Below are 24052 nucleotides of genomic sequence, written 5' to 3' on the forward strand. Positions count from 1 at the left end.
TTTTTTGTTTTATTTGTGGGGGGGAGTCATAAGATAGATCCGCTCTTCCGGATTTTCTTCCAGATATTCTTCCAGTTCCTCCGGTGACAGGCGGGACTGAACCTCTCTGAAAAATTCTTTTCCGCTCATGGAGGCAAAGCTTAGGAGCCGCTTTCTTACTTCCGGATCATCTGCCAGCAATTCCTTTTCCTTCTGTGTATAAATTCCCATATCCAATCCCTTCCTTTCCCGTCTCTTATTTTGACGCAAAACGGTTAGAATAGTCTGATAATTTCAGAATATGCATCTGTTTACCTATAGTATATTCGCTATTCCGAAGATATTCAATATGCAAATTCTAACTTATGCTTATTTCAGGTAAAATAAGCATAGGAGCAATAAAAATATGATCGACTATTCGCCTTTCTGGGAAACTCTGGAGGCGTCGGAGGAAAGCTGGTACACACTGACGAAGAAGCATAAAATTTCTGACAGTACTCTGCACCGGCTTAAGCATAATAAAGATGTGACCATGAAAACGATCAATGATCTCTGCAGGATTTTAAACTGCCGCATTGAGGATATCGCCAGGTATGTGCCCTCAGAGGAGGATCAGATTCTTTAGGAATGTTAAAAAGACATAAAAGGAACGGATCCGGAGGAAATATATGGAAAAAAGTGGAGTTTCGCTGGAAGAAAAAGTAAAACGGATCGCTGTCTGTGCCGGGGCAGTGGTCTTTTTTTCGATTGGAGCCAATCTGGCAGTAAGCTGGTTCGGCCTTGGGAGCTTCGGAAGCATCCTGGAACAGAACGCCGGCAGTCTGGCCTTCTGGTCTGCGATGGAGGAGGAGCGCCTGGCCTTTGCGCGTTATGTGGGAACTGCCCTTCCGGAAGAGCGGGAGCGGTTTGAGCAGTCCAGAATGGAAACGCGCCGGCGGCTGGAAGAGCTTCCCGTTGATTACAGAGAAACGGGCTCTGAGCGGTATGCCCGTACCTGGTCCATCCGGAATATGTATGAAAATTACGAGACAGAGCTGGAAGTCCTTGAAGAAACAGACCGGGAGGATCCGGAATATGTGAACCGGCTGTATCGGATCTACCGGGTTCAAAATTATCTCAAGGATAAGGCCGGACAGCTGGAACAGATGACAATGGAGGACGGAAGCGAACGCTACGAGAAGCATCGTTTCCTTTTTTCAGTCCTTCCGGCTGCCAGTATCCTGTGGGGAATCGCTGCGCTGTGGATGGTTAAGCGGCTGAATGGCTCCGTACGCCGTAACATCGTAGAGCCAGTGGTAATGCTGGCCAGGCAGGCAGACCGTATCCGGAAAAATGATTTTTCAGGGCCTGAACTTACAGCTGAGGGAGAAGATGAGATCAGCCGTCTTATCCGTTCCTTTAATAAAATGAAGCAGGCGACAAGAGGATATATTGAGGCTTTAAAAGAAAAAAACGAAACAGAACGGCAGCTGGAGGCGGTCCGGCTGCAGCTTTTAAAAAATCAGATCAATCCCCATTTTCTTTTCAATACCTTAAATATGATCGCCGGAACGGCTCAGATCGAAGATGCGGCTGCCACGGAAAAGATGATACAGGCATTAAGCCGCCTGTTCCGCTACAATTTAAAATCAACTGCATCTGTGATGCCTCTGGAACGTGAGCTTAAGGTTGTTCAGGATTATATGTATCTGCAGCAGATGCGGTTTGGAAAGAGAGTGCAGTATGAGACAGGCTGTGACCCGGAAACAATGGAGATACTGGTTCCTTCCTTTATGCTCCAGCCTTTGGTGGAAAACGCAGTAAAGCATGGGATTTCTGCAAGAAGCAAAGGCGGAAGGATTGTGGTGCGGACCTGGAAACAGGGGCAGAGGCTGTGGATTTCGGTGGCGGATACGGGAGAAGGGATTGATGAGGACAAACTGGAAAAGATAAAAAGAGCTTTAAAGGAAGGAGATGGATCCGGCGTTGGGATTGGTCTGGGAAACATTGCCCGCCGGCTGAAGGCAATGTATGAGGACGGAGAAGTGAGGATCGAGAGCCGAAAGGGCTGCGCGACGGTGGTACAGCTGGCGTTTACACCGGAAAACTGTAAGGAGGATGAACCGTGATACAGAATGAGGATAAGAACGAGACGTACAAGGTGCTTTTGGCAGATGATGAGCAGATTGAACGTATGGCTCTTGCCAAACGGCTGCATAAGCATTTTGGAGACAGCCTGGTCATCTGGCAGGCAGCAGACGGAAATGAGGCGGTCCGCCTGTGTTTTAAAGAACGGTGCCAGATCGTGATCATGGATATTTCCATGCCGGAATTAAACGGTGTGGAGGCGGCAGAACAGATCCGAAGGCTGGATGAGGACTGCGAGATCATTTTCCTTACCGCATATGACGAATTTTCCTATGCAAAGAGAGCCATTGCCATTCATGCGCTGGACTATCTTTTAAAGCCCTGTGAGGAAGAGGAGCTTACTGCGGTGATGGAGGAAGCCGTGGGGCGGATCCAAAAGAGGGAGCAGTTTGAAAAGCTGCATATGGAACAGGAGATGCCGGAAGAGACCGGGGCAGAGATGCCGGAGCCGGACTTAGAGGAGGAGCCTGACCGGCTTGGACAGGCGGCTGAAAAGATACGCCGGTATATACGGAAAAATTATATGAAGGATATTTCCATGCAGGATGCGGCCCGGATGATGAACTACTCCGACGCCTATTTCTGCAAGCTGTTTAAACAGTGCTTTGACCAGAATTTTACCGCCTATCTGGCCCGCTTCAGGATCAATGAGGCCAGACGGCTTTTACAGGATAAAAATGCCAGTGTAAGAGAGGTCAGCATGCTGGTAGGGTATTATGACGCCAATTACTTTGCAAAGGTATTTAAAAGGATTGCAGGTATGAACCCTTCTGAATACAGAGACAGCTTTCATACAGACAGCGTATGACAAAATTTTCTCCCTCAATGTCAAAGATTTACGGTACAAAACAGAAAATCCTTTTTTTATAATTATTTAATAAAATGTGTATAAAGAAAGGAAGCAGTAAAGTGAGGAAGATGATGAAAAAGCTGACAGCGCTTGCTTTTGGGATAGCAGTGGCAGTCAGTCTGACAGGCTGCGGTTCTTTAACCGGCGGCAAGCGTATTATCCGCGTTTCCCATGCACAGTCAGAGACGCATCCGGAGCATCTGGGGCTTCTGGCATTTAAAGAGTATGTGGAAGAGAAGCTGGGAGACAAATATGAGGTCCAGATATTTCCAAATGAACTTTTAGGCTCAGCCCAGAAGGCCATTGAGCTGACACAGACGGGAGCCATTGACTTTGTAGTAGCCGGCACAGCGAATCTGGAGACCTTTGCTGACGTATATGAGATTTTCAGTATGCCGTATCTGTTTGACTCAGAGGAGGTATACAAATCCGTGATGCAGGATACGGAATACATGGAAAATGTCTATGCATCGACGGATGAAGCCGGTTTCCGCGTAGTAACCTGGTACAATGCAGGTACCCGTAATTTCTACGGAAAATCCCCGATACGGACGCCGGAGGATTTAAAGGGCAAAAAGATCCGCGTACAGCAGAGTCCTGCCAGCGTAGAGATGGTAAAGGCATTTGGAGCGGCAGCGGCGCCAATGGGATTTGGCGAGGTATATACGGCTATCCAGCAGGGCGTCATCGACGGTGCAGAGAATAACGAACTGGCTCTTACCAACAACAAGCACGGCGAAGTTGCAAAATATTATTCTTATAACAAGCATCAGATGGTGCCGGATATGCTGGTAGCCAATCTGAAGTTCTTAAACAGCTTAAGCCCTGAGGATTATCAGGTATTTAAAGAGGCGGCGGCTCTTTCCACGGAAGTAGAGATGGAAGAGTGGGACAAGAGTATAGAAGAGGCTAAAAAAATCGCCACAGATGAAATGGGCGTAGAGTTTATTGACGTGGATGTGGAAGCGTTTAAAGAAAAGGTTCTTCCTCTCCATGAGTCTATGCTTCAGGAAAATGAGAAGATCCGCGATCTCTATGACCATATTCAGGCTGCCAATGAAAAAGCAAAAGGAGGACAGTAGGATGGAGACCATGCACAAAGTAAAAGCAGGGATCATGCAGGTTCTGGGATTTGTAATCATCGCTCTGTTCGCCTTTATGACCCTGATCGGAACGTATCAGATCGTAACCCGTTATTTCTTTAACCGTCCAAGTACGGTATCAGAGGAGCTTTTAACCTACGCTTTTACCTGGATGGCCCTTCTGGCTTCCGCCTATGTGTTCGGAAAGAGAGACCATATGCGTATGGGCTTTCTGGCAGACAAGCTCATCGGAGCGCCCAGAAAATATCTGGAGATTACCATTGACCTTCTTACTTTTTTGTTAGCAGCGGTTGTGATGGTATACGGCGGTATTTCCATTACAAAGCTGACCATGATCCAAAAAACTGCTTCTTTGCAGGTGCCTATGGCCTATGTTTATGTGATCGTGCCTGTTACGGGAGTGCTGATCATGATTTTCAGCCTTATGAATGCCATAGACGTGGCTCATATGGAATTTAAGGAGAAGGGAGAGGTTCGGTTATGACGATCGCAGTTGCCTGCGGGCTGATTATTTTAGTGCTTCTTGTGATTATGCTCTTAGCTGGAGTACCAATCGCAGTAGCTCTGGCTGTTTCTTCCATCGGAGCGATCCTTCCGGTGCTTGATACCGGCGCATCCGTGCTTACGGGAGCACAGAGGATTTTTTCCGGTATTTCCGTATTCAGCCTTCTTGCCATTCCGTTTTTTATCCTGGCAGGAAACTTGATGAATAAGGGCGGTATTGCTATCCGTCTGATCAATTTTGCAAAATTATTTACAGGAAGTATTCCGGGAGCTCTGGCACACACCAACGCCGTTGCCAATATGCTTTTCGGTGCCATCTCAGGTTCCGGTACGGCGGCAGCTTCCGCCATGGGTTCGATCATCGGCCCTATCGAAGAGGAAGAAGGCTATGACAGGGATTTCTCAGCAGCGGCTAATATCGCTACCGCTCCTACCGGTCTTTTAATCCCTCCGAGCAACGTTATGATCACCTATTCACTTGTCAGCGGAGGAACCTCCGTAGCGGCTCTTTTCATGGCGGGCTATATTCCCGGGATCCTCTGGGGACTGGCATGTATGATCGTAATCTATATTTTTGCTAAAAAGAAGGGCTACCGCAGTACAAAGAAGTTTACAAACAGCGAGAAGCTTAAGGTATTTTTACAGGCCATCCCTTGTCTGTTTATGATCGTTGTGGTAATCGGCGGGATCATTTCCGGTATCTTTACCGCTACAGAGGGAAGCGTGGTGGCAGTTGTGTACAGCATGGTGTTGTCTGTATTCTTCTATAAGTCCATCAAACCCTCTGAGCTGCCGAAAATCTTCCTTGACAGCGCGGAGATGACCGGTATTATCATTTTTCTTATCGGCGTGTCAAGCATCATGAGCTGGGTTATGGCATTTACAGGCATTCCCACTGCTGTATCCGAGGCAATGCTGGGAATCAGCGACAACCGGTATGTGATCCTCTTTATCATCAATATCCTCCTTCTGATCGTGGGAACCTTTATGGATATGACGCCGGCCTGCCTGATCTTCACTCCTATTTTCCTGCCCATCTGCCAGACTCTGGGTATGAATACCATTCACTTTGGTATTATGATGATCTTTAACCTGTGTATCGGAACCATCACCCCGCCTGTGGGAACCACTCTGTTTGTGGGTGTAAAAGTGGGACAGACTAAGATTGAGCAGGTGATAAAGCCGCTTTTAGCTTACTTTGCGGCAATCTTCATTGTGCTGATGCTGGTATCCTATATTCCCGCCTTGTCCATGTGGCTGCCGGGACTTTTGGGATATGTATAAATGAAATGTGCGCTCCGCCGGGCTGGCGGGGCGTATTTTTTCGGAAACGGTATTGAAGACAGCGCTGGTTTCTGCTATAGTACACAATGGAATGAAAAAGTGTAAGGAGAATCATCATGGCTGAAATACTGATGAAGGCGGCTGCCTTCGTTGCGATCATTTTTATGGGATATCTGCTGAGAAAAAAAGGATTTTTTAAAGAAGAGGATTTTCATGTGCTTTCAAAGATCGTTTTGAAGATAACTCTTCCGGCTGCGATCGTAGCCAATTTTTCAGGGGTTGATCTTCAGGCGTCTCTTTTGATCCTGTCGGTGCTTGGTCTGGGGGGAGGCCTGATGCTTATAACCTCAGCCTATCTGGCAGCGGGAAAGAACCGTGAGGAAAAAGCATTTTTCATGTTGAACACCTCGGGCTATAATATAGGAAACTTCACTATGCCCTTTGCCCAGAGCTTTCTAGGGCCAGCCGGGGTAATCACAACCAGCCTTTTTGATACGGGAAATTCCTTTATCTGTCTGGGCGGAGCCTTTAGTGCGGCAAAGATGGTAAAGGAGGGAGAGGGAAAGATATCACTGATCCCTATTATAAAAACCCTGGTGCGTTCCATACCCTTTGACGCTTATATAACCATGACAGCGCTGTCCCTGCTCCACATCAGCCTTCCGGCTGCGGTGATCACATTTTCAGAGGTGGTTTCAGGGGCGAATGCCTTTATCGCCATGCTGATGATGGGAGTAGGCTTTAAAATTTCCGGAGATACCAGCCAGAAGGGAAAAATCGTAAAGATCCTGGCAGTGCGTTACGGCGTCTCGATCGCAGTGGCGGCGGCCCTCTATTTTTTTATGCCTCTTCCTCTGGAATACCGTCAGGCTCTGGCAATCCTGCCCTTGAGCCCTATTGCGTCTGCAGCGCCGGCCTTTACGGCAGATTTAAAGGGCGACTTTGGACTTGCCAGTGCAGTCAATTCCATTTCCATTGTAATCAGTATTGTACTGATCACGGCAACTCTCCTGATAATTCTTTGATACGGAGTGTATAACTTTGACAGAAGCGGGGATAATGAGATTATCACAAAAGAGAAAATAAATACTTATCCTCCCCTTTTTAATACCTCGTTTATTGGCCTTGTGCAGTAGACGGGGTATTTTTTATGCCTTCTGCAATTTCTTAAACTGCTGGGGCGATATAGAAAAGGCCTGTTTAAACGCCCTGTAAAAGGTGGAGTAGTCGGAAAACCCTACCTGTTCTCCTATGGTTTCCAGGGAATCTCCATTGATAATCCTGGTTTTTGCGGCAATCAGCCGGCGCTGGGTTACGTACCGGTAAAAGCTGACGTCCATTTTTTCGCTGAACAGGCGCGATATGGCCCGTTCACTGATGTAAAAATCAGTAGCCGCTGATTTTAAGGTTATTTTTTCAGCCAGGTGGTCTTCTATATAGCGGATCAGCTCATCCAGCAGCTCTTTTTTCTCAGTTAGCGGTTCCGTAGCCTTGCTGTGGGTACACGCCCTGGTCAGGTGGATTAAAAGCTGCACCGTTATGGAAGAAATACAGGCTTCATATCCTTCCTGTCTGATTTTAGCCTCCCTGCAGGCAGATTGAAAATATCTTTCCATGTACTCCCACCCGCTGTCCTGGGTTCTTAACAGAACCGGATCCGATAATGGCATAAAACCTAAAAACTGCTGGATATTCTTCATAAATTCCGGGTGGATCCATATCACATAGCGGGAATAGGGTTCTGCAAGCTGATCTAAGTACAGGGGCCTGTGGCTGATCCCGGGCGGTATGAAAATAATATCTCCCCTGCGGACCCGATACCGTTCTGCTCCCAGAAGATATTGTACATTTCCGCTGCGGCAATATAACATCTCATAAAACGTATGACTGTGAAGCTGGATGCTGTCTTTCGTATAATTAACATCATCATGGCAGTCTACAGAATCTGAATCCATTTCCATTTCCTGATAAAGATTGGATAAAATTGCCCCGTCGGTAATAAACGTTTTCTGAAGTTCTTCATTGCTGATTTCCGATCTTTTATGCGCAGAAACCAGTTCTTTATATTTTTGCATTTCTGATAATTTCATTGCTTTTCCTGTTCCTTCCTCCTTCTTATCATAATCTAATTTGGCTTAATTTGCAATATATTATGCGATATTTGCAATAGTAATTGCAATAGCAGTATAGTATTCTTAAAACACAATAAGTTAATGGTCTGCGGTTATCTGCCGCAGCAAAGACAAGGAGGAACATGATATGAATGACAAATCTTTACGCCCCTTTGGAGTAAAGGATCAGATCGGTTATGTCTTCGGGGATATGGCCGGAAGCTTTGTAAACTTGTTCGTAGATGCCTATTTTCTTACATTCTGTACCTATGTTCTGGGAATTTCGCCAGGATGGATGGCGGGACTGTTTTTAGCCGCCCGACTCTGGGACGCCATCAACGACCCGATCATGGGTTCTTTCCCAGACCGCTGGAGACTTGGCAAAAGCGGCGACAAGTTCAAACCATGGATAAAACTGTTTATGATTCCTCTGGCCCTTTCCGGTATTTTATGTTTTGCCAACGTTCCATTTGAAGGAATTGCCCTTCATGCATGGGTGGCGTTTGCTTATGTATTCTATGGAATGTCCTATACCGGAACCAGTATGCCCTTCGGCGCTATGGCAAGCGTTGTTTCTACGGATCCCATTGACCGTTCCAAGCTTTCCAGAGCCAGAAGTATCGGCGGTACGGTAGTCGGGATCGGCGCGCTTTCCGTTGTTCCGATTTTATGTTTTGACAAGGATTCCAATATTATTCCGGAGCGTTTTGGCCTGATCGCAGTAATATTCGGCATTCTGTGTGTTATTTCTTACCTTCTGTTATGTAACCTGACCATAGAGCGTGTCCGCCAGCCAAAACAGAAAGGGGAAAAATTCAACTATGGAAATGTATTAAAAGCAGCTGTCAAGAACCGTCCGTTAATCGGCGTTATGGTTGCAACCATCGGAAGCATGCTTTACATTACTGGAAGCGGACAGTTAAAAAGTTATATTTACAAAGAATTCTATCAGGATACCAGCCTGATGACCCTGGCAAGTATCGGAACCCTTCCGGTTATGATTATCTGCTTTATCCTGGTCCCTAAGATTGTGCAGAAATTTGGAAAGAGAAATGTAATCCTGGTTATGAGTACCTATAACCTGCTGCTTTCCACTTATATTTTACTGTTCCCGATTCAGAGCGCGCTGCTTTACACAATTTTAAACCTGTTAGCTACGATCGGACAGACCGCTTTTACCATTTTGATCTGGGCTCTGGTTACCGACTGTCTGGACTACAGCGAATGGAAAATGAATTTCCGCGCAGACGGAAGCATGTACAGCCTCTATACGTTCAGCCGTAAGATTGGTTCTACCATCGCTTCTACCGGCGCTGCATCCGCACTGGCTGCGATCGGCTACGTTTCCGGCGTAGGCGCTGTACAGAGCGCGGCAACGATCAATAACATTTACTACCTGGTAAATGCAGTTCCGGTTATTACCTGTATCTTAGAACTCATCGGAATCGGTCTGATCTTCAACCTGAATCAGAAAAAGACCGCTGAAATGTATGCAGCCCTGGCGGAACGCCGGAATTCCCAGAACTGATCAAGAACCATTTGTGCGTACCCGAAACCGGAGGAATAAAATCTATGAAAAAAATTGATCTGCATCTGCATTTAAGCTTTGATCCTGTTCCCAAAAGCGATACTCTTCTAGTAAGTACCTACAAAGAAATGCTGCCTCATTTAGAAGAACTGGGGATCGGAAAAGGCGTGCTCATGTCCAGCGGAGAACGGAATTTCTCCATGCCTATGGGGTCCAATGAAGAAAACTGCCGGATTGCTGCAGCGGATCCGGAGCATTATGCCTGGATGTGCAATCTGGATTATGACGGAGATCCCAAAACTGTTTATGACCGGCTGTCTGTCTGCAAAGAAAAAGGCGCTGTCGGCATCGGGGAACTGATGATAAACCGAAGGCTGGATGATCCCTTTTTAAACGCCGTATTTGAAGCGGCTGGAAAATTAAATCTTCCGGTTACTTTTCATATGAGTCCGGAAACTGGCTACAGCTACGGCGTTGTAGACGACCCTGGTCTTCCTCTTTTGGAAGCCTGCCTGAAACGCCACCCTCACACGCAATTTCTTGGTCACAGCCAGACTTTCTGGATTGAAATGAGCGCAGATGCACCTACGGACAAAGAAAGCCGGAATCAGTGGGGAAAAGGCCCCGTTATCCCAGGCGGACGGGTTCCGGAACTATTTAAAAAATATCCCAACCTATACGGAGACCTAAGCGCCAACAGCGCCGGATGCGCCATTATGCGGGATCCTGCCTTTGGCCTGGAATTCTTAGAAACTTATGCAGACCGGCTGTTCTTTGCCACAGATATGGTAAATACCGAAATGGTCTTTCCCCTGGGACAATGGCTGGACGAACAGGCAGCAAACGGCGCCTTAAGCCGCCGGGCCTATGAAAAAATCTGCTTTAAAAATGCCCAGACAGTCTTTGGACTGTAAGAAAACCTGTTGTTAAATGAAAGGAGAAACATATGGAACTTCGCACACGGATTCTTCCACGTATGTTAAACAGTGAAGTAGAAGCGTATTTAAAAGAAAACGACATTATTATCGTCCCTGTAGGCACTGTTGAAATGCACGGTGGAATGCCTTTAGACAGTGAAACTGTAATCAGCGAGGCTTATGCCTTAAAAATGGCGGAAGCCTGCAACGGATTAGTTCTGACTGGACTGCCTTATTTCTATGCCGGCGCAACTGCTTCCGGCCGCGGCACGGTACAGGTGTCTATCCGTCAGGGTATCGATTATTTAAGCGCAATTGCCCACAGCCTGCTGCGTCAGGGCTTTAAACGCCAGATTTACATCAGCTTTCATGGCCCTGCCCATATGACCTGCAGTCCTATGGTAAGAGATTTCTTTGATGAAACCGGAGTCCCCATTCTTTACATGGATCTGACCATGCAGATGTTAAAGAACGCGAAAGATTTATTTAAAAGCATGGACAGCTTCCACGCCATTACTGTAGGCGCCTACCAGATTATGAACCGTCTGGAAGATGTGCCGCTGACCACCGGATATTACCATCAGAATCCTCAGACCTGCAAGCCTTTTGATGATATTTTCGGACTGGCTTATCAGAGCGCTGCCATCGGCTACTGCTTTGGAACTCCGGAAGACCACATGAGCACCACTGCCATTCCAGATAAGGAAACCCGCAAACGTCTTGCCGACGAAGGCCAGGAGTTGATCGAGACCCTGGTAAACCGTATGGATCTGCCTCACATTGCAGAGCAGATGCGTTCTCTGGAAACTTATAATCATTCTAACGAGGAAAAATATCCCTGGATGCCCAGTGCATTCCGGAAAAATTTCCGGAAATAAACCATAACGTTATGCCGTCTGCTGAAACTGGCTTCTGCTGTTTTGGCTGGCGGCATTTTCTGTGTCTGTCTATCCTGCACAGCGGACAGGCCTGGATATTCTTGACTTTTTATCTGGCGTGATTTAAGATACTGAGAGCATAAAAAGAGAAGGAGAACACAGTATGAAATTTTACCTTGCTCCTATGGAAGGCGTGACGGGATATATATACAGAAATGCTTACCATGCCCATTTCCGTCTCATGGATAAATACTTTACCCCCTTTCTGGCACCCAAACACAATGGAGGGTTCAGCCATAGAGAGATAAATGATATTTTGCCGGAGCATAATGAGGGAATGGATACGGTGCCTCAGCTTCTGACTGGAAACAGTGAGGATTTTCTGCGGGCAGCGCGGGAATTGAAGGAATACGGCTATAAGGAAGTGAATTTAAATCTGGGCTGTCCCTCCGGTACGGTAGCTGCCAAGGGAAAGGGAGCAGGATTTTTAAGAGACCCTGAGGGACTGGAGCTGTTTTTAGAGCAGATCTGCGAGGGGATGGAGCGTCTGGGGCTGGAGCTTTCGGTGAAAACAAGACTGGGAATCGAAGAACCGGAGGAATTTGACAGACTTCTTTCTATTTATAATCGGTTCCCCTTAAAAGAGCTGATCATCCATCCAAGGGTTTTGAAGGATTTTTATAAATATACGCCCAGAATGGAGGCGTTTAGAAATGCCTTTGCAAACAGTGCGGCTCCAGTGTGTTATAATGGCGATATTGTTGACCGGGAGTCCTATGAACGACTTACAGCCGCGTATCCTGCGCTGGATGCAGTAATGATCGGCAGAGGCCTTTTAGCAGATCCATTTCTCATCGAAACACTGTCGGGGCAGGCAGGCACAGAGAGCAGGAGAACGCAGATAGAACGTCTGAGTGCATTCCATCAGCAGATTTTGGAAGGATACTGCCAAACGATGTCAGGGGATAAGAATGTACTCTTTAAAATGAAGGAACTGTGGGCTCATTTGATCCATTTTGATCCGGAATGGGAGCCTTATATAAAGAAAATCCGCAAGGCACAGCGTCTGGGAGAGTATAAGATCATAACCGGTCAGATGTTCAGAGAAAGGAAAGCAGCACTTTAGGCTTTCCTATAAAATGGAGGGAGCCGGCAGAAAAAGGGGGGAATCTGCCGGCTTAGGTATGAAAAAGTGTCTTCCTGTATGGTAAAAGGTCTCATCAACCTTACAATCATAATATACAGGATAAATGTGGACAAAGTTTGATCAGAGGCTAAATAAATCATAAAATTATTAAAGGGAAAATGAAGAGAATCTTAAGCAATTTTGTGGTAGAATAGATATGTCAGCCAAAGGACATATAAAAGGAGTAAATACCATGTTTGATAATCTTACAAAAAGCGATATAGAAAAGATGCAGGAGGAAATCGAGTACCGTAAGCTGGTTGTCCGCAAGGAGGCCTTAGAGGCGGTAAAGGAAGCGAGAGCACACGGGGATCTGAGTGAAAATTTTGAATACAAAGCAGCAAAGCAGGATAAGAACCGCAATGAAAGCCGTATCCGTTATCTGGAAAAGATGATAAAGACGGCCAGGATCATTTCCGATGAATCAAAGGAGGACGAGGTAGGACTGGGAGACCGGGTGGAGCTGTACATCCCGGAGGATGATGAAACAGAAACCTACAAGCTGGTTACAACGGTTCGGGGAAATTCCCTAAAGGGACTGATCAGCATTGATTCTCCGCTGGGAAAGGCCATCCGCGGCCACAGAGTGGGGGAGCGGGTTTATATAAAGGTAAATGCGGATTTTGGATATGAAGCTGAGATACGGGCGATCGATAAGTCGGCAGAGGATGAGGAGGATACGCTCCGAAGCTTTTAAACGAAAGACGGCCGGATTTACAGAGGGGAAAATGAGAAATGAGTGAAGAAGCACAGTTAAAGATACATATGATGGGAAAAATTTCCGCAGAGTATCAGGGAAAGCCGCTTCCGGTAGGAACTGCTCTTTCAGGGCGCGTTCTGCAGCTGTTTTTGATTCTGCTGTATTATCACGACAGCGGCATCAGCCGGGAGGAGCTTCTTGATATGATGTACGGGAGCGGAGAGTATGCCAATCCGGCAGGGAGTCTCAGAGCGGTGGTATTCCGCCTCCGCCGCATTATGGGGGAATGTCTTCCGCCCGGAGAGCACATTCAGACAGAGGGAGGAATTTACCGCTGGAGCAGCAAACGCGTGAAGGTCTATGTAGACGCCAGGGATTTTCAGGCGACAGCCGAGAAAGCGCTGGAAGAGGAAAATGAAGAAGAGCTGTACCGTGCCTGTGCGCTTTATCAGGGAGAATTTCTGTCACAGCTGGCCGGAGAAAAGTGGGTCACAATTGTCAGCGTCCGGTGTCAGGAACTTTATTTCCGCTGTCTGCGCAGCCTCAGCCGCCAGATGCAGGAGAGCAGAGAATACCAGTCCCTTTTGAATCTTGTCAATGATGCCTGTGAGCTTTATCCCTATGAAGAATGTCAGATCATGAAAATGGACTGCCTGATCGCCATGAAGCGTTTCAGGGAGGCGATGCAGGTGTATAAATGGGTGGTGCGGCAGTATTTTGAAGAACAGGGACTGCCCCCTTCAGAAAAGATGCTGGAACGCTTCCGCATTATGAGCAGCCAGATCCGTTACACGGCGGATATGCTGAAGGATGTGCGGGAAAGCTTAAAGGAACGGGATGCGGTCAACGGCCCTTACTACTGCTCCTATCCCTCCTTTATTGACTGCTACCGGCTCTTAACCCGGTTTTTTGAGCGGGTTCCGTTTGAAAAGGTGCTTGTCTGCATATTTTTTGTGGATAAGCGGGGAAAGGTATTGGATGATGGAAATGATCTCCAGAAAGAAGCGTCCGACCAGCTGAAAAAGGCCGTAGGCATCTCTCTGCGAAAGGGCGATCTGTTTACCTGCTACAGCCCCAGCCAGTACCTGATCCTGCTAAACGGGGCCGATCAGGAAGAATGTCAGAATATTTTTGAGCGGATCGAGCAGAATCTGCGCCCCTGGGAAGGATGGCGCAGAATCCGCCTGAAATATGAAATTTTAAGTCAGGCCTGAAGTTCGGCGTCTGCCCCGGTGAGTCTGGGAGCTGCGCCGTAGCGGCCTTCCAGATACTGTTTTCCATAGGCCTCGTCATTTCTCGGGATGAGGCCGTTTTCTTTTTTATAAGAAGAAAGAGGGTAGAGGACCGCGTCTTTTCCTTCCGGACGGCAGCAAAGACAGATCTCATCCCTGCGCATGACCCCGGGAGTGAGGATCGCCGTATTGTGAGCCGTGAAAACAAGCTGCGCATTATGAGGATTTTTCTCGCGATTTTTATACAGAGAAATAAGATAACGCAGCAGATGGGGATGAAGCGCCTGATCCAGATCGTCCGCCAGCAAAAGTCCTCCGCAGTCCAGGCTTTTCAGAACCAGGGGAAGGAGACAGAGAAGCTTTCTGGTCCCTTCCGATTCCTCTTCGTAAGATACTGCAAAAGCGGGATGTCCGGGACGGCCGTGGGTGAGAAAGAGGGAAGCCTGAGAAAAGCCCGGTTCCTTACGATAGGAGTAGTCCAGTATATCAAGATCCATTGTTTGCAGAAGACGGCACAGCCGTTCTTTTTTTTCGTCTGTTTCCGGCAGCTGAGGAAGCATCCGGATCCTGTCTGAACGGAAAAAGTCTGCCTGAGAGAACCAGCCTTCGGCCGCCTGGATGCAGGGAGAACCGGAACGTCCGGATAAAAGCGGAAGAAGAGGAGCAGAAGAGGGGATTCCCGTAAGGACAAGTCCTTCGGCCGCGGCTCCCAGATGGATATCGTTTCCGGTACGGCTAAAAAGGACTCCGGCATCCTCCGTACCCGGTTTTCCGTAAAACAGATGCTCCTCTTTGATCGCGCCTTTTAAAATCTGAAGCTGGTAGCGAAACAGGAAACTTCCGTTTCTGAAAAGCAGGTCAAAGGAAACCGGCTTTTTGGCCGCTTCCGGATCCAGACGGCAGCTGCTGCGGGAGCCGGAGAGAATGAGAGAGAAGTCCTTATCCATAAAGCGGCACAGGCCCCACAGCGCGTCCAGGACAGAGGACTTCCCACAGCCATTGGGCCCGTACAGGGCGATCACGGGAAGGAAGGTTTCCTGATCCCCCGGAGCGGTCAGAAGAGAGCGTTTGTGTTCATTGATGGGGGCAGGGAAAAAATCAAGAAGCGTTTCATTTTGAAAAATACGGTAATTTTGAAAAATAAACTGATTCAGCATAGCAGTAACCCTCCAAAAACATGAGAAAAAAACTCATAAAATACAGCTGATTTTATATTAACACAGCAGAAAAACAAATGCAATAAATGAGAAAAAAACTCACAAAAATTCCGCCAGGGAGGGAATGAAACGAATGGGTTATTCCTATCTGCAGCGTTGAATATAAGATAAGATAGAGAAAATATAATGAGAAAAAATTCAATGGTAAAAAATAGAAATATAACGCCTGGTATAACGCGGTATCTGTTATGATAGGGTTAAGCAAATTTTAGAAGGAAAATGGAAATAAATTAATCTTTTTTTAATGAAACCTTAATTTGTAACCAGATTGTAACTCCTGTATGGTATGATTTGCTTATACGGACCGGGGAGGCCGTAAAAATCTTAAGAGAGAGGAGAAAAAGTATGGAAGGACAGAAAAGACCAAGGGTGTTTCTGCAGAAGCGTTATAACACCCAAAAGCGTTTCCTGGCGCTGATGCTGGCGTTCGCGATGATCTTTACCAGTGTGGGTACAGATCTGAACGTGGCCTATGCGGCAGAAGGAAACAGAGTCGACTTCGAGATCTACGGAGCAGATCTGGTGGAAGCCATCAATGATGCAGTAGAAACCCAAAGCCCGGTGACAGCGGATGATCTGAACTTTACCAATGGAGCCATTGAAAAGTTCGATGCCCTGTTCTTTGGCGAGGGCAAGGTCTACGAAGTATTTCCCCCGGTGGAAGGCGGAGATATGGACGCAGAAGTAAGAGTGTTCGTTCGTCTTCCTGAGGATGCCGATGATATGTATATGGTCACAGGCGATGAGGAAGTCATCTTCTTATACATAAATAACGGAGAAGACACCATTAGCTGTTCCACAAAGATCATCCGCACGGTAGATGGGGAAGAAAAGGTCAAGAGCACCAAGCGGATCACAGTCAAGAGCTATGAAGACAAATTTGGTGAAGAAGAGAGCAATATCATTTCAAAGTCGGAAGAAACATTACCGGCTGTGCCTGAAACAAGTGCTCCGGAAAGTCAGCCTGAGGAGACCCCAGCCGAAACGCTGATCCCAGCCGAGACTACAGCTCCTGAGGAAACGGAAGCTCCCGATGCAACGGAAGAATCTTCTGAGACAGAAGAAACAACCGAGGCGCCGGAGAGTACAGAGGCTCAGGAAACAGAAACCTCCGAAGAAACAAAAGAAGAGACCACTGAGGCTGAAACAGAAGCTACAGAGGCAGAGAAAGAGGAGACAGAGGCTCCTGAGGAAACCGAGGCACCAGAGATAGAAGCTGATGAGGAAAAGTCTCAGGATGATTCCGAAGTAACACTTTCCTCTATTTCCCGTCATCAGGTACCGGTAGTAGCTGTGAAGGAAGAGACAGCTCTGACCGAAAAAGAGGAAGTTTCCGAAACAGAAGCTGAAAAGGAAACTGAGGCTGAGACCGAGGAAAAGGAAACCGAGGCTGAAGAAACTGAGAAGGAAACCACAGCTGCTCCTGAAAAAGAGACAACGGCCGCTGAGGAAACCACTTCCAAAGAAACAACCGCAGCGCCGGAGGAAAGTACAGAAGCAACAGAGGAAACCTCCACAGAGGCAGAAAGCAGTGAAGAGACCACAGAGTCTGAGGAAACCACAACGGCTCCTGAAACGCAGGAGACAGAGGAAACCACAGAAGCTGAGACCACAGCACCTGCTGAAACAGAGACCACAGCGCCTGCCGAGACTGAGACTCAGGCACCCGTTCAGCCTGCAACTCCAGCTGAACCGGAAGAGGGAAACAAGCCCGCAGCCACAGATACCGACCTGGTTGGTATGGGATGGTGCAGTACGGCGAAGGCGTATACGACAACAGTAAAAGCGCTGAAGCTCACTCCGGATATGTTTACCAAGGGTACATATAGAGTTGAGGTTTTTCATATTCTTGAAGACGGCGAACGTACATATGGAAAAACAAAGCTTCTCACATTCAGAGAAGATGATTTTACAGATGGTCTTTTAAATCTTGAAGCGTATGAGTATGAAAAAGAAGGCATGGAGCTTCAGGAAGCAGCTATGCCGGTTCTCACTGCGGATGATTTTCAGGAGACAGAAGGGTGCTACGAATGCGCACTTGAAGTATACTATCAGGTATCGGAAGGATATCATATAGTAGAGCGCATGGAGGGAGATTCTGAATCACAGAATATAGATACATTTTCTGCAGTATACGTAGGCGATCTGGATGATATTGATATCGTGCCCGATGAAAATAAACTGATCGTTAAGGTGAATTTCCTGGATAAAGCCAGCGGTACACCTCTGATGCAGTCTCATGCATTTGAAGTAACAGCAGATGAGGAAAATAAATTCCCGGTTGAATATGAACTGCCTGTAATTGATGGCTATACACCATGGGTTGCTCCTGATTCTGATTTTGTGATTGAGGATAATATTCTTAAAAATGTAAATGATATTACAGAGGCAGGAAAGATCATTGTAGATGTACTGTATGAGGCAGGAGATGTTGAGTATACAGTAAGACATATGGTACAGAATTTGAATGATCCCGAGAAATATGATCTTAAAGAAACCCAGACATTAACCGGTAAGGTGAATGGCTTAACCGGTGCACAGCCTCTTTCAATCGATGGATTTACTCCTCAGGAGATCAGCCAGCAGAAGGTTGCAGAAGGTGTTGTAGTTGAGGTTAAGTATGATAGAAACGAATATACCCTGTTATACGATACGACAGGAGGCTCTTATGTTCCATCTGTAACAGCAAAGTATGAGGCAGAGATAACTCTGGCTGATGGAAATGATGTGCCAAAGAGAGAGGGATATACCTTTGACGGCTGGTATCTGGATGCAGACCTGAAGGAAAAGGCAGATTCGACTCTTCGCCTGACAGAAGACCAGACCGTATATGCCAAATGGAAAGGTACATTGGTCGGTTATAAGGCTGTATATCTGACAGAAAATGCAGATGATGATAATTATTCATATGCAGGAACGGTTGATTTACGGGCCATTTCAGGTACAACAGTACAGGCAGATGGTGAAACCAAAAAACCACAGGGATTTGATACAGAACATTTTAGCTTTAAAGAGTCTACCAGTGAGGTTGTTGCCGCAGACGGAAGTACGGTGATTGTTGTAAAGTATACCAGAAAGCAGTATACAATTACGTTTTTAGGAACGGCTACTGGAAGAAAAGAACTGGTATGTGAATTGCGTGAACATACACATGAGGAACCATCACAGGGATTTTTTAACTGGGATGAAGGATGCTATAAATTAACCTGTACAAATAAGTGGCACTCTCATACCAGACAATGCTTCAGCGCAGAACCTGTTTGTGGTAAGGTAGAACATACCCACACAAATAACTGCTATGAGTGGAATGGCGGACACGGCGATCTCACAATTACAGCCAAGTATGAGCAGTTTATTGGAGATCAGTGGAATGCTTTGGTTGGTCCTGGAACAGAGTGGGAGGGTTCTAACTGGGAGTGGCTGAATGGTCATTATACTGGTTATCAGTCGACAATGCCAGGACAGAATATGCCAATTTCTACAGGTAATATAGGTGGATATACCAAAATGGTATTAAAGTATTACCTGGAAGATCTCGGCGGAACTGTCAAATATAAAGGCAAGACATTTTCAGAAATGACCACGGTTGTTTTAAAGCTGTCAAGTGGAGCTTATCCTACCTATGAGGAAGAATTTTTCGTAATTGACGGTTATGAGAGATTCGGCAGTAATGTTTCTCCGTGGGAAGATGGTGATAAAAATGGATCTGACAGAGGACATTGGGCAAAAGGAGACAATGAATTCTACTATACTAAGGCTGATTATCAGCTGGAACTGGTTAACGGAGATCAAACAAATACGCATACCGTTCCATACAAGAACGACATCACCCAGTATTTAGAAGAACCGGAATATAATCCATATGGTGACGGAACCTTTGAAGGTTGGTATCTTGATCCGGAGTTCACAGAAGCCTATGACGGCGATTACACAATGCCGAAGGGACTGGTTCTCTATGCAAAATGGAATCCAGTTTCCTATGAAGTAAAGTTTGTTGACTCTGAAGATGTAAATACGGTATATGGGACTCAGAATGTTGTACGTAATGGCAAGGTTAAAGCATTTATTCCTGAAAAACCAGGTTATATCTTCAAGGGATGGTATACCGATCAGGAATGCCAGAGTGCATTTGACTATGCAGCTCAGATTACAGAGAATCGTACTATTTACGCAAAATGGCAGCAGTCCACGACAACTACCTACACCGTCAAACATCAGACATCAGATGGAACCGTGATTGAGGAAGAGGCACCAAGAAGCGGAAAGGTAGGAGTAACTGTAATTGCAGAAGCGATCACGCCTACAGGAACATATGCCGGATATGTGCCGGATGCTATCAGTAAAACACATACACTGAAAGCAGATTCTTCTGAAAATGTAATTGTATTTACTTATACAAAAGAAGGAGAACTCAACTATAAAGTTCACTATAAGTATAAAGATAAAGTTATTGCAGAAGACGGACCTTTTACAAGTGAAGCGCATACGATTAAGGTAAATGCCAATATTAAGCGGATTCTTCCGCTGGGATATAAGATTGAGAACGATCAGATATTCCAGAATGTAGAGCTTACTGCTGGAGAGAACATTGTAGTATTTAATCTGGTTCCCGCAGAGTATAAGATTACATATGAGCTCGATGGCGGAACAGAAACAACGAATCCTTTAACTTATAAGCCTATTGAGATTCCAGAAAGTGGATTAAAGCTTAATAATCCGGTAAGGGATGGATATAAGTTTACTGGTTGGGAGCTTGTGGTAGGAGAAGCAATCAATGGTGAGCATGATCCATTAAACACCGTTATTTTGCCAGGCAGTTATGGAAATCTTACATTTAAGGCGAACTGGGAACGTAATGAGGCTGCATTGACGATTGAGTATGTAGATGACAGTGCAGAGCCAAAGACCTTAAAGGACGCACATAACGAGACAGTGACTATTGGCGATTCCTATGATGTGAACGATTTTATTGATTCAAGCATAGAGTACGAGGGTCACAATTATACTTGGTTAAGAACGGATGGAGAGACACAGGGAATCGTAGAAGGCGATATTTCAATTACAGCTGTTTATACTCTGGATGATAATGGAAATACGATTCCGGATAAAAATGAAACACCATACAGCATTACATATGCGGCAGGTGAGCATGGAACTGGTACTGAAACAGTTGTAGCAGAAAACCAGATGCCTGATCTCCAGGTAACATCACTTCCAACTGTATCTGAAGATGGAAAGTCTGTAATGTTTGATGGTGCAGCCATTATAACTGCTGAAAACGGATATAAGTTTGGCGGTATGACCGTCAGCTGGAATCCGGAAGAAGGCGGAAAGTTTGTGGAGTATGAGCCAAAAGATGGATCTGCAGTCACAAGCATCATGGCAAAGAACATTGGAGAGGAACTGAGCAATGTTACAAACATTACTGTAACAGTTAACTTTGTAAAAGATGATGCGGCAGTTAATCAGTTAAGCTATACGGTAGAGCATATTTATGATGATACTGCTGAAGTATTTAGGACAGAGACTGTTACACAGGATGTATGGGTAAATGATCCTCAGGTTCTTCAGGTGAAAGACATTACGGTTCAGGCCGAGGATGCCGAATATATCTATGACAGCAACAGTCATGCTTTTGCAGTGATAACTGACCCAGCTGATCCGAGTATTGTTACTGGATTGACAGGCAGCGGAACCATTGAAAACGATGGAAAGATTCAGGTAGTATATTCCAAAGATGAAAATGGGGATCATGTACCGGATAAGTATCAGACAGAAGTATACTTTAAGGTAGTAAACGGAAGCTGGAATGATGAAACTAACACCCAAAAGGTTCAGGTTGTTACTTTAATGACAGGTGGAACGTGGGATGATAATGGCAGCTATACAGTTACCGGGGATATTGTTCCAGGTGTAGGAGACAAGGCCAATAAAGGTTATAAAGCTGGAGATTGGGATAGGACTCCGTTTGATGCTGTTATTACAAAAACAACCAGTGCAGAGGAGCGTACATTTACTTATACCTATACAGAAGATCAATCTGTAACAAAAAAGCTCAGCTATACAGTAGAGCATATTTGCAGAGACACAAATGAATTGATTGGTGAAATTGAAACGGTTACAGAAGAGGTATGGATAAATAGCGCAGATACTACACTAGACGTTAAGGATATTACATTAAGGTCAAAAGATGGTTATACCTATGACGGAAATAGTATGGATCTGGAGCGTTCTGAAAATACACTGCTTAACGGTGGAAAAACAATTCAGAATGGTGAAACGATCACAGTATATTATGATGTTGATGTAATTGGCCCAGATGAAATTCCGGATAAGTATCAGGTAATCGTTCGCTATGAAGCAGTAAATGGAACTGTAAGCATTACAGAACCTGTTTATGTAACAATTTATAAGCATACGTCTTCAAATGAAAAAGAGTTGGAATACGCTGAACCTGGAACTGAAGGTGCATATGGAACTCTAAGTAAAGACCAGATTGCTGACGCAGCTCCAATTGAGGGATATGATCCATCTACAGAGCAGTGGAAGGCAAATGGAGAACCGGCAGAAAAACCAACCATAGAGACACAGATTACAGAAAATACCGCATATGAAGTTAGCTTCGGAAAGAATGGATATGTATACGACGTAGTAAAGAGATACCTGGATGCAAACGGAAATGAGGTAGACGCAGTATTTAAGAGCGGAACCGCATTATACGGCCAGAACATCCTGGAAGCATCTGGTGTGACAGTACTGCAGGAAGAGCTTTACAAGGAAAATCTTTACGAGTTAGTGAAGGTAGAGGGAGCCGATCGTCTGATTACCAATGACCCGAATGCAAACCATGTAGAGATTATCTACCAGCAGAACGCATATGTATACGACGTAGTAAAGAGATACCTGGATGCAAACGGAAATGAGGTAGACGCGGTATTTAAGAGCGGAACCGCATTATACGGCCAGAACATCCTGGAAGCATCTGGTGTGACAGTACTGCAGGAAGAGCTTTACAAGGAAAATCTTTACGAGTTAGTGAAGGTAGAGGGAGCCGATCGCCTGATTACCAATGACCCGAATGCAAACCGTGTAGAAATCATTTATCAGCAGAAGAATTATAACTATGAAGTAGTGAAACACTATGAAGGTTTAAATGAAACTGCAGTTGAATCTACAAAGGGTACAGCACCATATGGAACAGGAATTCTGGAAATGTCAAATGTGGATGTTTTACAACATGAGACATACAAGGATCATACATATGTGCTGGTAAAGGTGGATGGAGCGGATAAACTGGTTACTAACGATGAAACCCAGAACCGTGTAGATATTTACTATACTTTGGATGAGAAGGGTGGAACAGATCCAACAGACCCAACTAACCCAGACGGACATCCGGACAAGTATCAGACCATTTTCCGCTATGTAAGTGCGGATGAAACAATGGGAACTGTTAGTGTAGAAGAAGAAGTTCATACCTTTACGGATGAAGCCGGAAATTACATTGATAAGTATCCGATCAGCCCAGAGGGTGCAACCGCACAGGCCCTTGGAGGATTTGCCTTTGATTACTGGGTAGATACTGAGGGAAGAGATTACACTGCGGATATGCAGATTATGAAATCTCAGACATACTTACAGGATACCACCTTCACCGCCTACTTCGCAGAAGATAAGATCGGTGAGACAGATCCTGAAAATCCAGATCCAAACCATCCGGATAATATCCCAGATTACCGCCAGATCACATTCCGTTATATATCTGAGAATCCAAGCTATGGAACTGTAAACGGAGCTGTAGTGGAAGTTCGTACGATCGTAACGGTGACAGAAGGCGAAAACGGATACCAGGTTCTTGAAACCAAATCTGTAAATCCATTTGCAGATGTAACCGTATCCGCAAACGGCAGATACAGCTTTGAACGCTGGTCTGACGGAACAACTAATTTTGCAAACACAGATGAAATCTCTGCAGCAAGCTTTGATGCGGACACCACGTTTACCGCGTACTTTGATTACAATGGCGGCGGAAGCAGCGGTGGCGGCGGAGGCGGTGGAAACGGCGGCGGCCCAAGCGGCAGCGGCGGTGATTCTACCGGAGGCCCTGGCGTGACAGTTACGATTGATAACCCAGAGGTTCCATTAGCTTCCGTACCGGGAACAGGCACAGGTGATGTAATCTCCATCAATGATGGTATGGTTCCAATGGCTCCTCTGCCAAAGACAGGCCAGACCACAATGAAATCTACATTACTGATGGCGTTCTCAGGAATCCTTCTTGCAATTACTGGTTTAAGTAAAAGACGCAAGGACGAAGAAAACTGATGTTGAGAAATCAGCTGTAAAGCATTAAACCACAAAGCCCCGGCTCTAAAAAGGCCGGGGCTTTTGTAGTCTGTAAAGAACGTTATTTTGAAGACATGAAAGCGTAATTGA

17 protein-coding genes are annotated in these 24052 nt (G+C 45.8%); 14 read left to right on the forward strand and 3 right to left on the reverse strand.

Annotation, left to right across the window (positions count from 1 at the left end):
- Window positions 1-9: 9 nt before the first annotated feature.
- Window positions 10-210 carry a hypothetical protein gene (locus tag BN3656_RS02440; protein ID WP_066543747.1) on the reverse strand — a complete coding sequence of 67 codons (201 nt, stop codon included), beginning with the start codon at window positions 208-210 and terminating at the stop codon, window positions 10-12.
- A 175-nt stretch (window positions 211-385) separates the two neighbouring features.
- Here BN3656_RS02440 and BN3656_RS02445 point away from each other — a divergent pair, with 175 nt between their 5' ends.
- The 7 genes from BN3656_RS02445 (at window position 386) to BN3656_RS02475 (ending at window position 6872) form a co-directional block, all read left to right on the forward strand.
- Complete coding sequence (locus tag BN3656_RS02445) at window positions 386-604, forward strand: helix-turn-helix transcriptional regulator (RefSeq protein ID WP_066543748.1); 219 nt, start codon at window positions 386-388, stop codon at window positions 602-604.
- A gap of 43 nt (window positions 605-647) precedes the next feature.
- Window positions 648-2087 (forward strand): histidine kinase, encoded by a 1440-nt coding sequence (locus tag BN3656_RS02450; protein ID WP_066543750.1) that lies wholly within the window; start codon window positions 648-650, stop codon window positions 2085-2087.
- On the forward strand, window positions 2084-2914 hold the full coding sequence (locus tag BN3656_RS02455; protein ID WP_347460579.1) for a response regulator: 831 nt from the start codon (window positions 2084-2086) through the stop codon (window positions 2912-2914). Before BN3656_RS02450 ends, BN3656_RS02455 begins: the two co-directional genes overlap by 4 nt.
- 110 nt (window positions 2915-3024) lie before the next feature.
- The gene (locus BN3656_RS02460) at window positions 3025-4038 is read left to right on the forward strand and encodes a TRAP transporter substrate-binding protein (protein WP_081422824.1); all 1014 of its coding nucleotides are present in this window, start codon (window positions 3025-3027) and stop codon (window positions 4036-4038) included.
- 1 nt (window position 4039) lies between these two features.
- Complete coding sequence (locus BN3656_RS02465; protein ID WP_066543752.1) at window positions 4040-4543, forward strand: TRAP transporter small permease; 504 nt, start codon at window positions 4040-4042, stop codon at window positions 4541-4543.
- Window positions 4540-5847: a TRAP transporter large permease gene (locus BN3656_RS02470; RefSeq protein ID WP_066543754.1), complete on the forward strand. Its 1308-nt coding sequence runs from the start codon at window positions 4540-4542 to the stop codon at window positions 5845-5847. The genes BN3656_RS02465 and BN3656_RS02470 overlap by 4 nt, the downstream gene beginning before the upstream one ends.
- A gap of 116 nt (window positions 5848-5963) precedes the next feature.
- Window positions 5964-6872, forward strand: a complete 909-nt coding sequence (locus tag BN3656_RS02475) for an AEC family transporter (RefSeq protein WP_066543756.1) — start codon at window positions 5964-5966, stop codon at window positions 6870-6872.
- 123 nt (window positions 6873-6995) lie between these two features.
- Here BN3656_RS02475 and BN3656_RS02480 read toward each other — a convergent pair whose 3' ends face one another.
- Window positions 6996-7937, reverse strand: coding sequence for an AraC family transcriptional regulator (locus BN3656_RS02480; protein ID WP_066543759.1), 942 nt, complete (start codon window positions 7935-7937; stop codon window positions 6996-6998).
- A gap of 169 nt (window positions 7938-8106) precedes the next feature.
- Between BN3656_RS02480 and BN3656_RS02485 the strand changes: the two genes are divergently transcribed.
- The 6 genes from BN3656_RS02485 (at window position 8107) to BN3656_RS02510 (ending at window position 14381) form a co-directional block, all read left to right on the forward strand.
- Entirely contained in the window at window positions 8107-9486 is a 1380-nt protein-coding gene (locus tag BN3656_RS02485) for a glycoside-pentoside-hexuronide (GPH):cation symporter (protein ID WP_066543761.1), read from the forward strand.
- Between the two features lie 44 nt (window positions 9487-9530).
- A complete protein-coding gene (locus tag BN3656_RS02490; RefSeq protein ID WP_066543765.1) occupies window positions 9531-10400 on the forward strand; it encodes an amidohydrolase family protein in 870 nt (289 codons plus the stop codon).
- Window positions 10401-10432: 32 nt separating this feature from the next.
- Window positions 10433-11281 (forward strand): creatininase family protein, encoded by an 849-nt coding sequence (locus BN3656_RS02495; RefSeq protein ID WP_242962921.1) that lies wholly within the window; start codon window positions 10433-10435, stop codon window positions 11279-11281.
- A 163-nt stretch (window positions 11282-11444) separates the two neighbouring features.
- The gene (locus BN3656_RS02500; RefSeq protein ID WP_066543767.1) at window positions 11445-12407 is read left to right on the forward strand and encodes a tRNA-dihydrouridine synthase family protein; all 963 of its coding nucleotides are present in this window, start codon (window positions 11445-11447) and stop codon (window positions 12405-12407) included.
- A gap of 253 nt (window positions 12408-12660) precedes the next feature.
- A complete protein-coding gene (gene greA / locus BN3656_RS02505) occupies window positions 12661-13164 on the forward strand; it encodes a transcription elongation factor GreA (protein WP_066543769.1) in 504 nt (167 codons plus the stop codon).
- Window positions 13165-13202: 38 nt separating this feature from the next.
- Window positions 13203-14381: a BTAD domain-containing putative transcriptional regulator gene (locus tag BN3656_RS02510; protein ID WP_066543771.1), complete on the forward strand. Its 1179-nt coding sequence runs from the start codon at window positions 13203-13205 to the stop codon at window positions 14379-14381.
- Here the strand turns inward: BN3656_RS02510 and BN3656_RS02515 are convergent.
- A complete protein-coding gene (locus BN3656_RS02515; protein WP_066543772.1) occupies window positions 14372-15556 on the reverse strand; it encodes an ATP-binding protein in 1185 nt (394 codons plus the stop codon). The two genes, BN3656_RS02510 and BN3656_RS02515, sit on opposite strands and share 10 nt — an antisense overlap.
- Before the next feature lie 405 nt (window positions 15557-15961).
- On the opposite strand from BN3656_RS02515, the gene BN3656_RS02520 reads away from it, so the two are divergent.
- Window positions 15962-23941 (forward strand): doubled motif LPXTG anchor domain-containing protein, encoded by a 7980-nt coding sequence (locus tag BN3656_RS02520; protein WP_066543773.1) that lies wholly within the window; start codon window positions 15962-15964, stop codon window positions 23939-23941.
- Window positions 23942-24052 lie beyond the last annotated feature (111 nt).

This window comes from Clostridium sp. AT4, from assembly GCF_001517625.2.
In the GTDB taxonomy this organism is placed as follows: Bacteria; Bacillota; Clostridia; order Lachnospirales; family Lachnospiraceae; genus Enterocloster.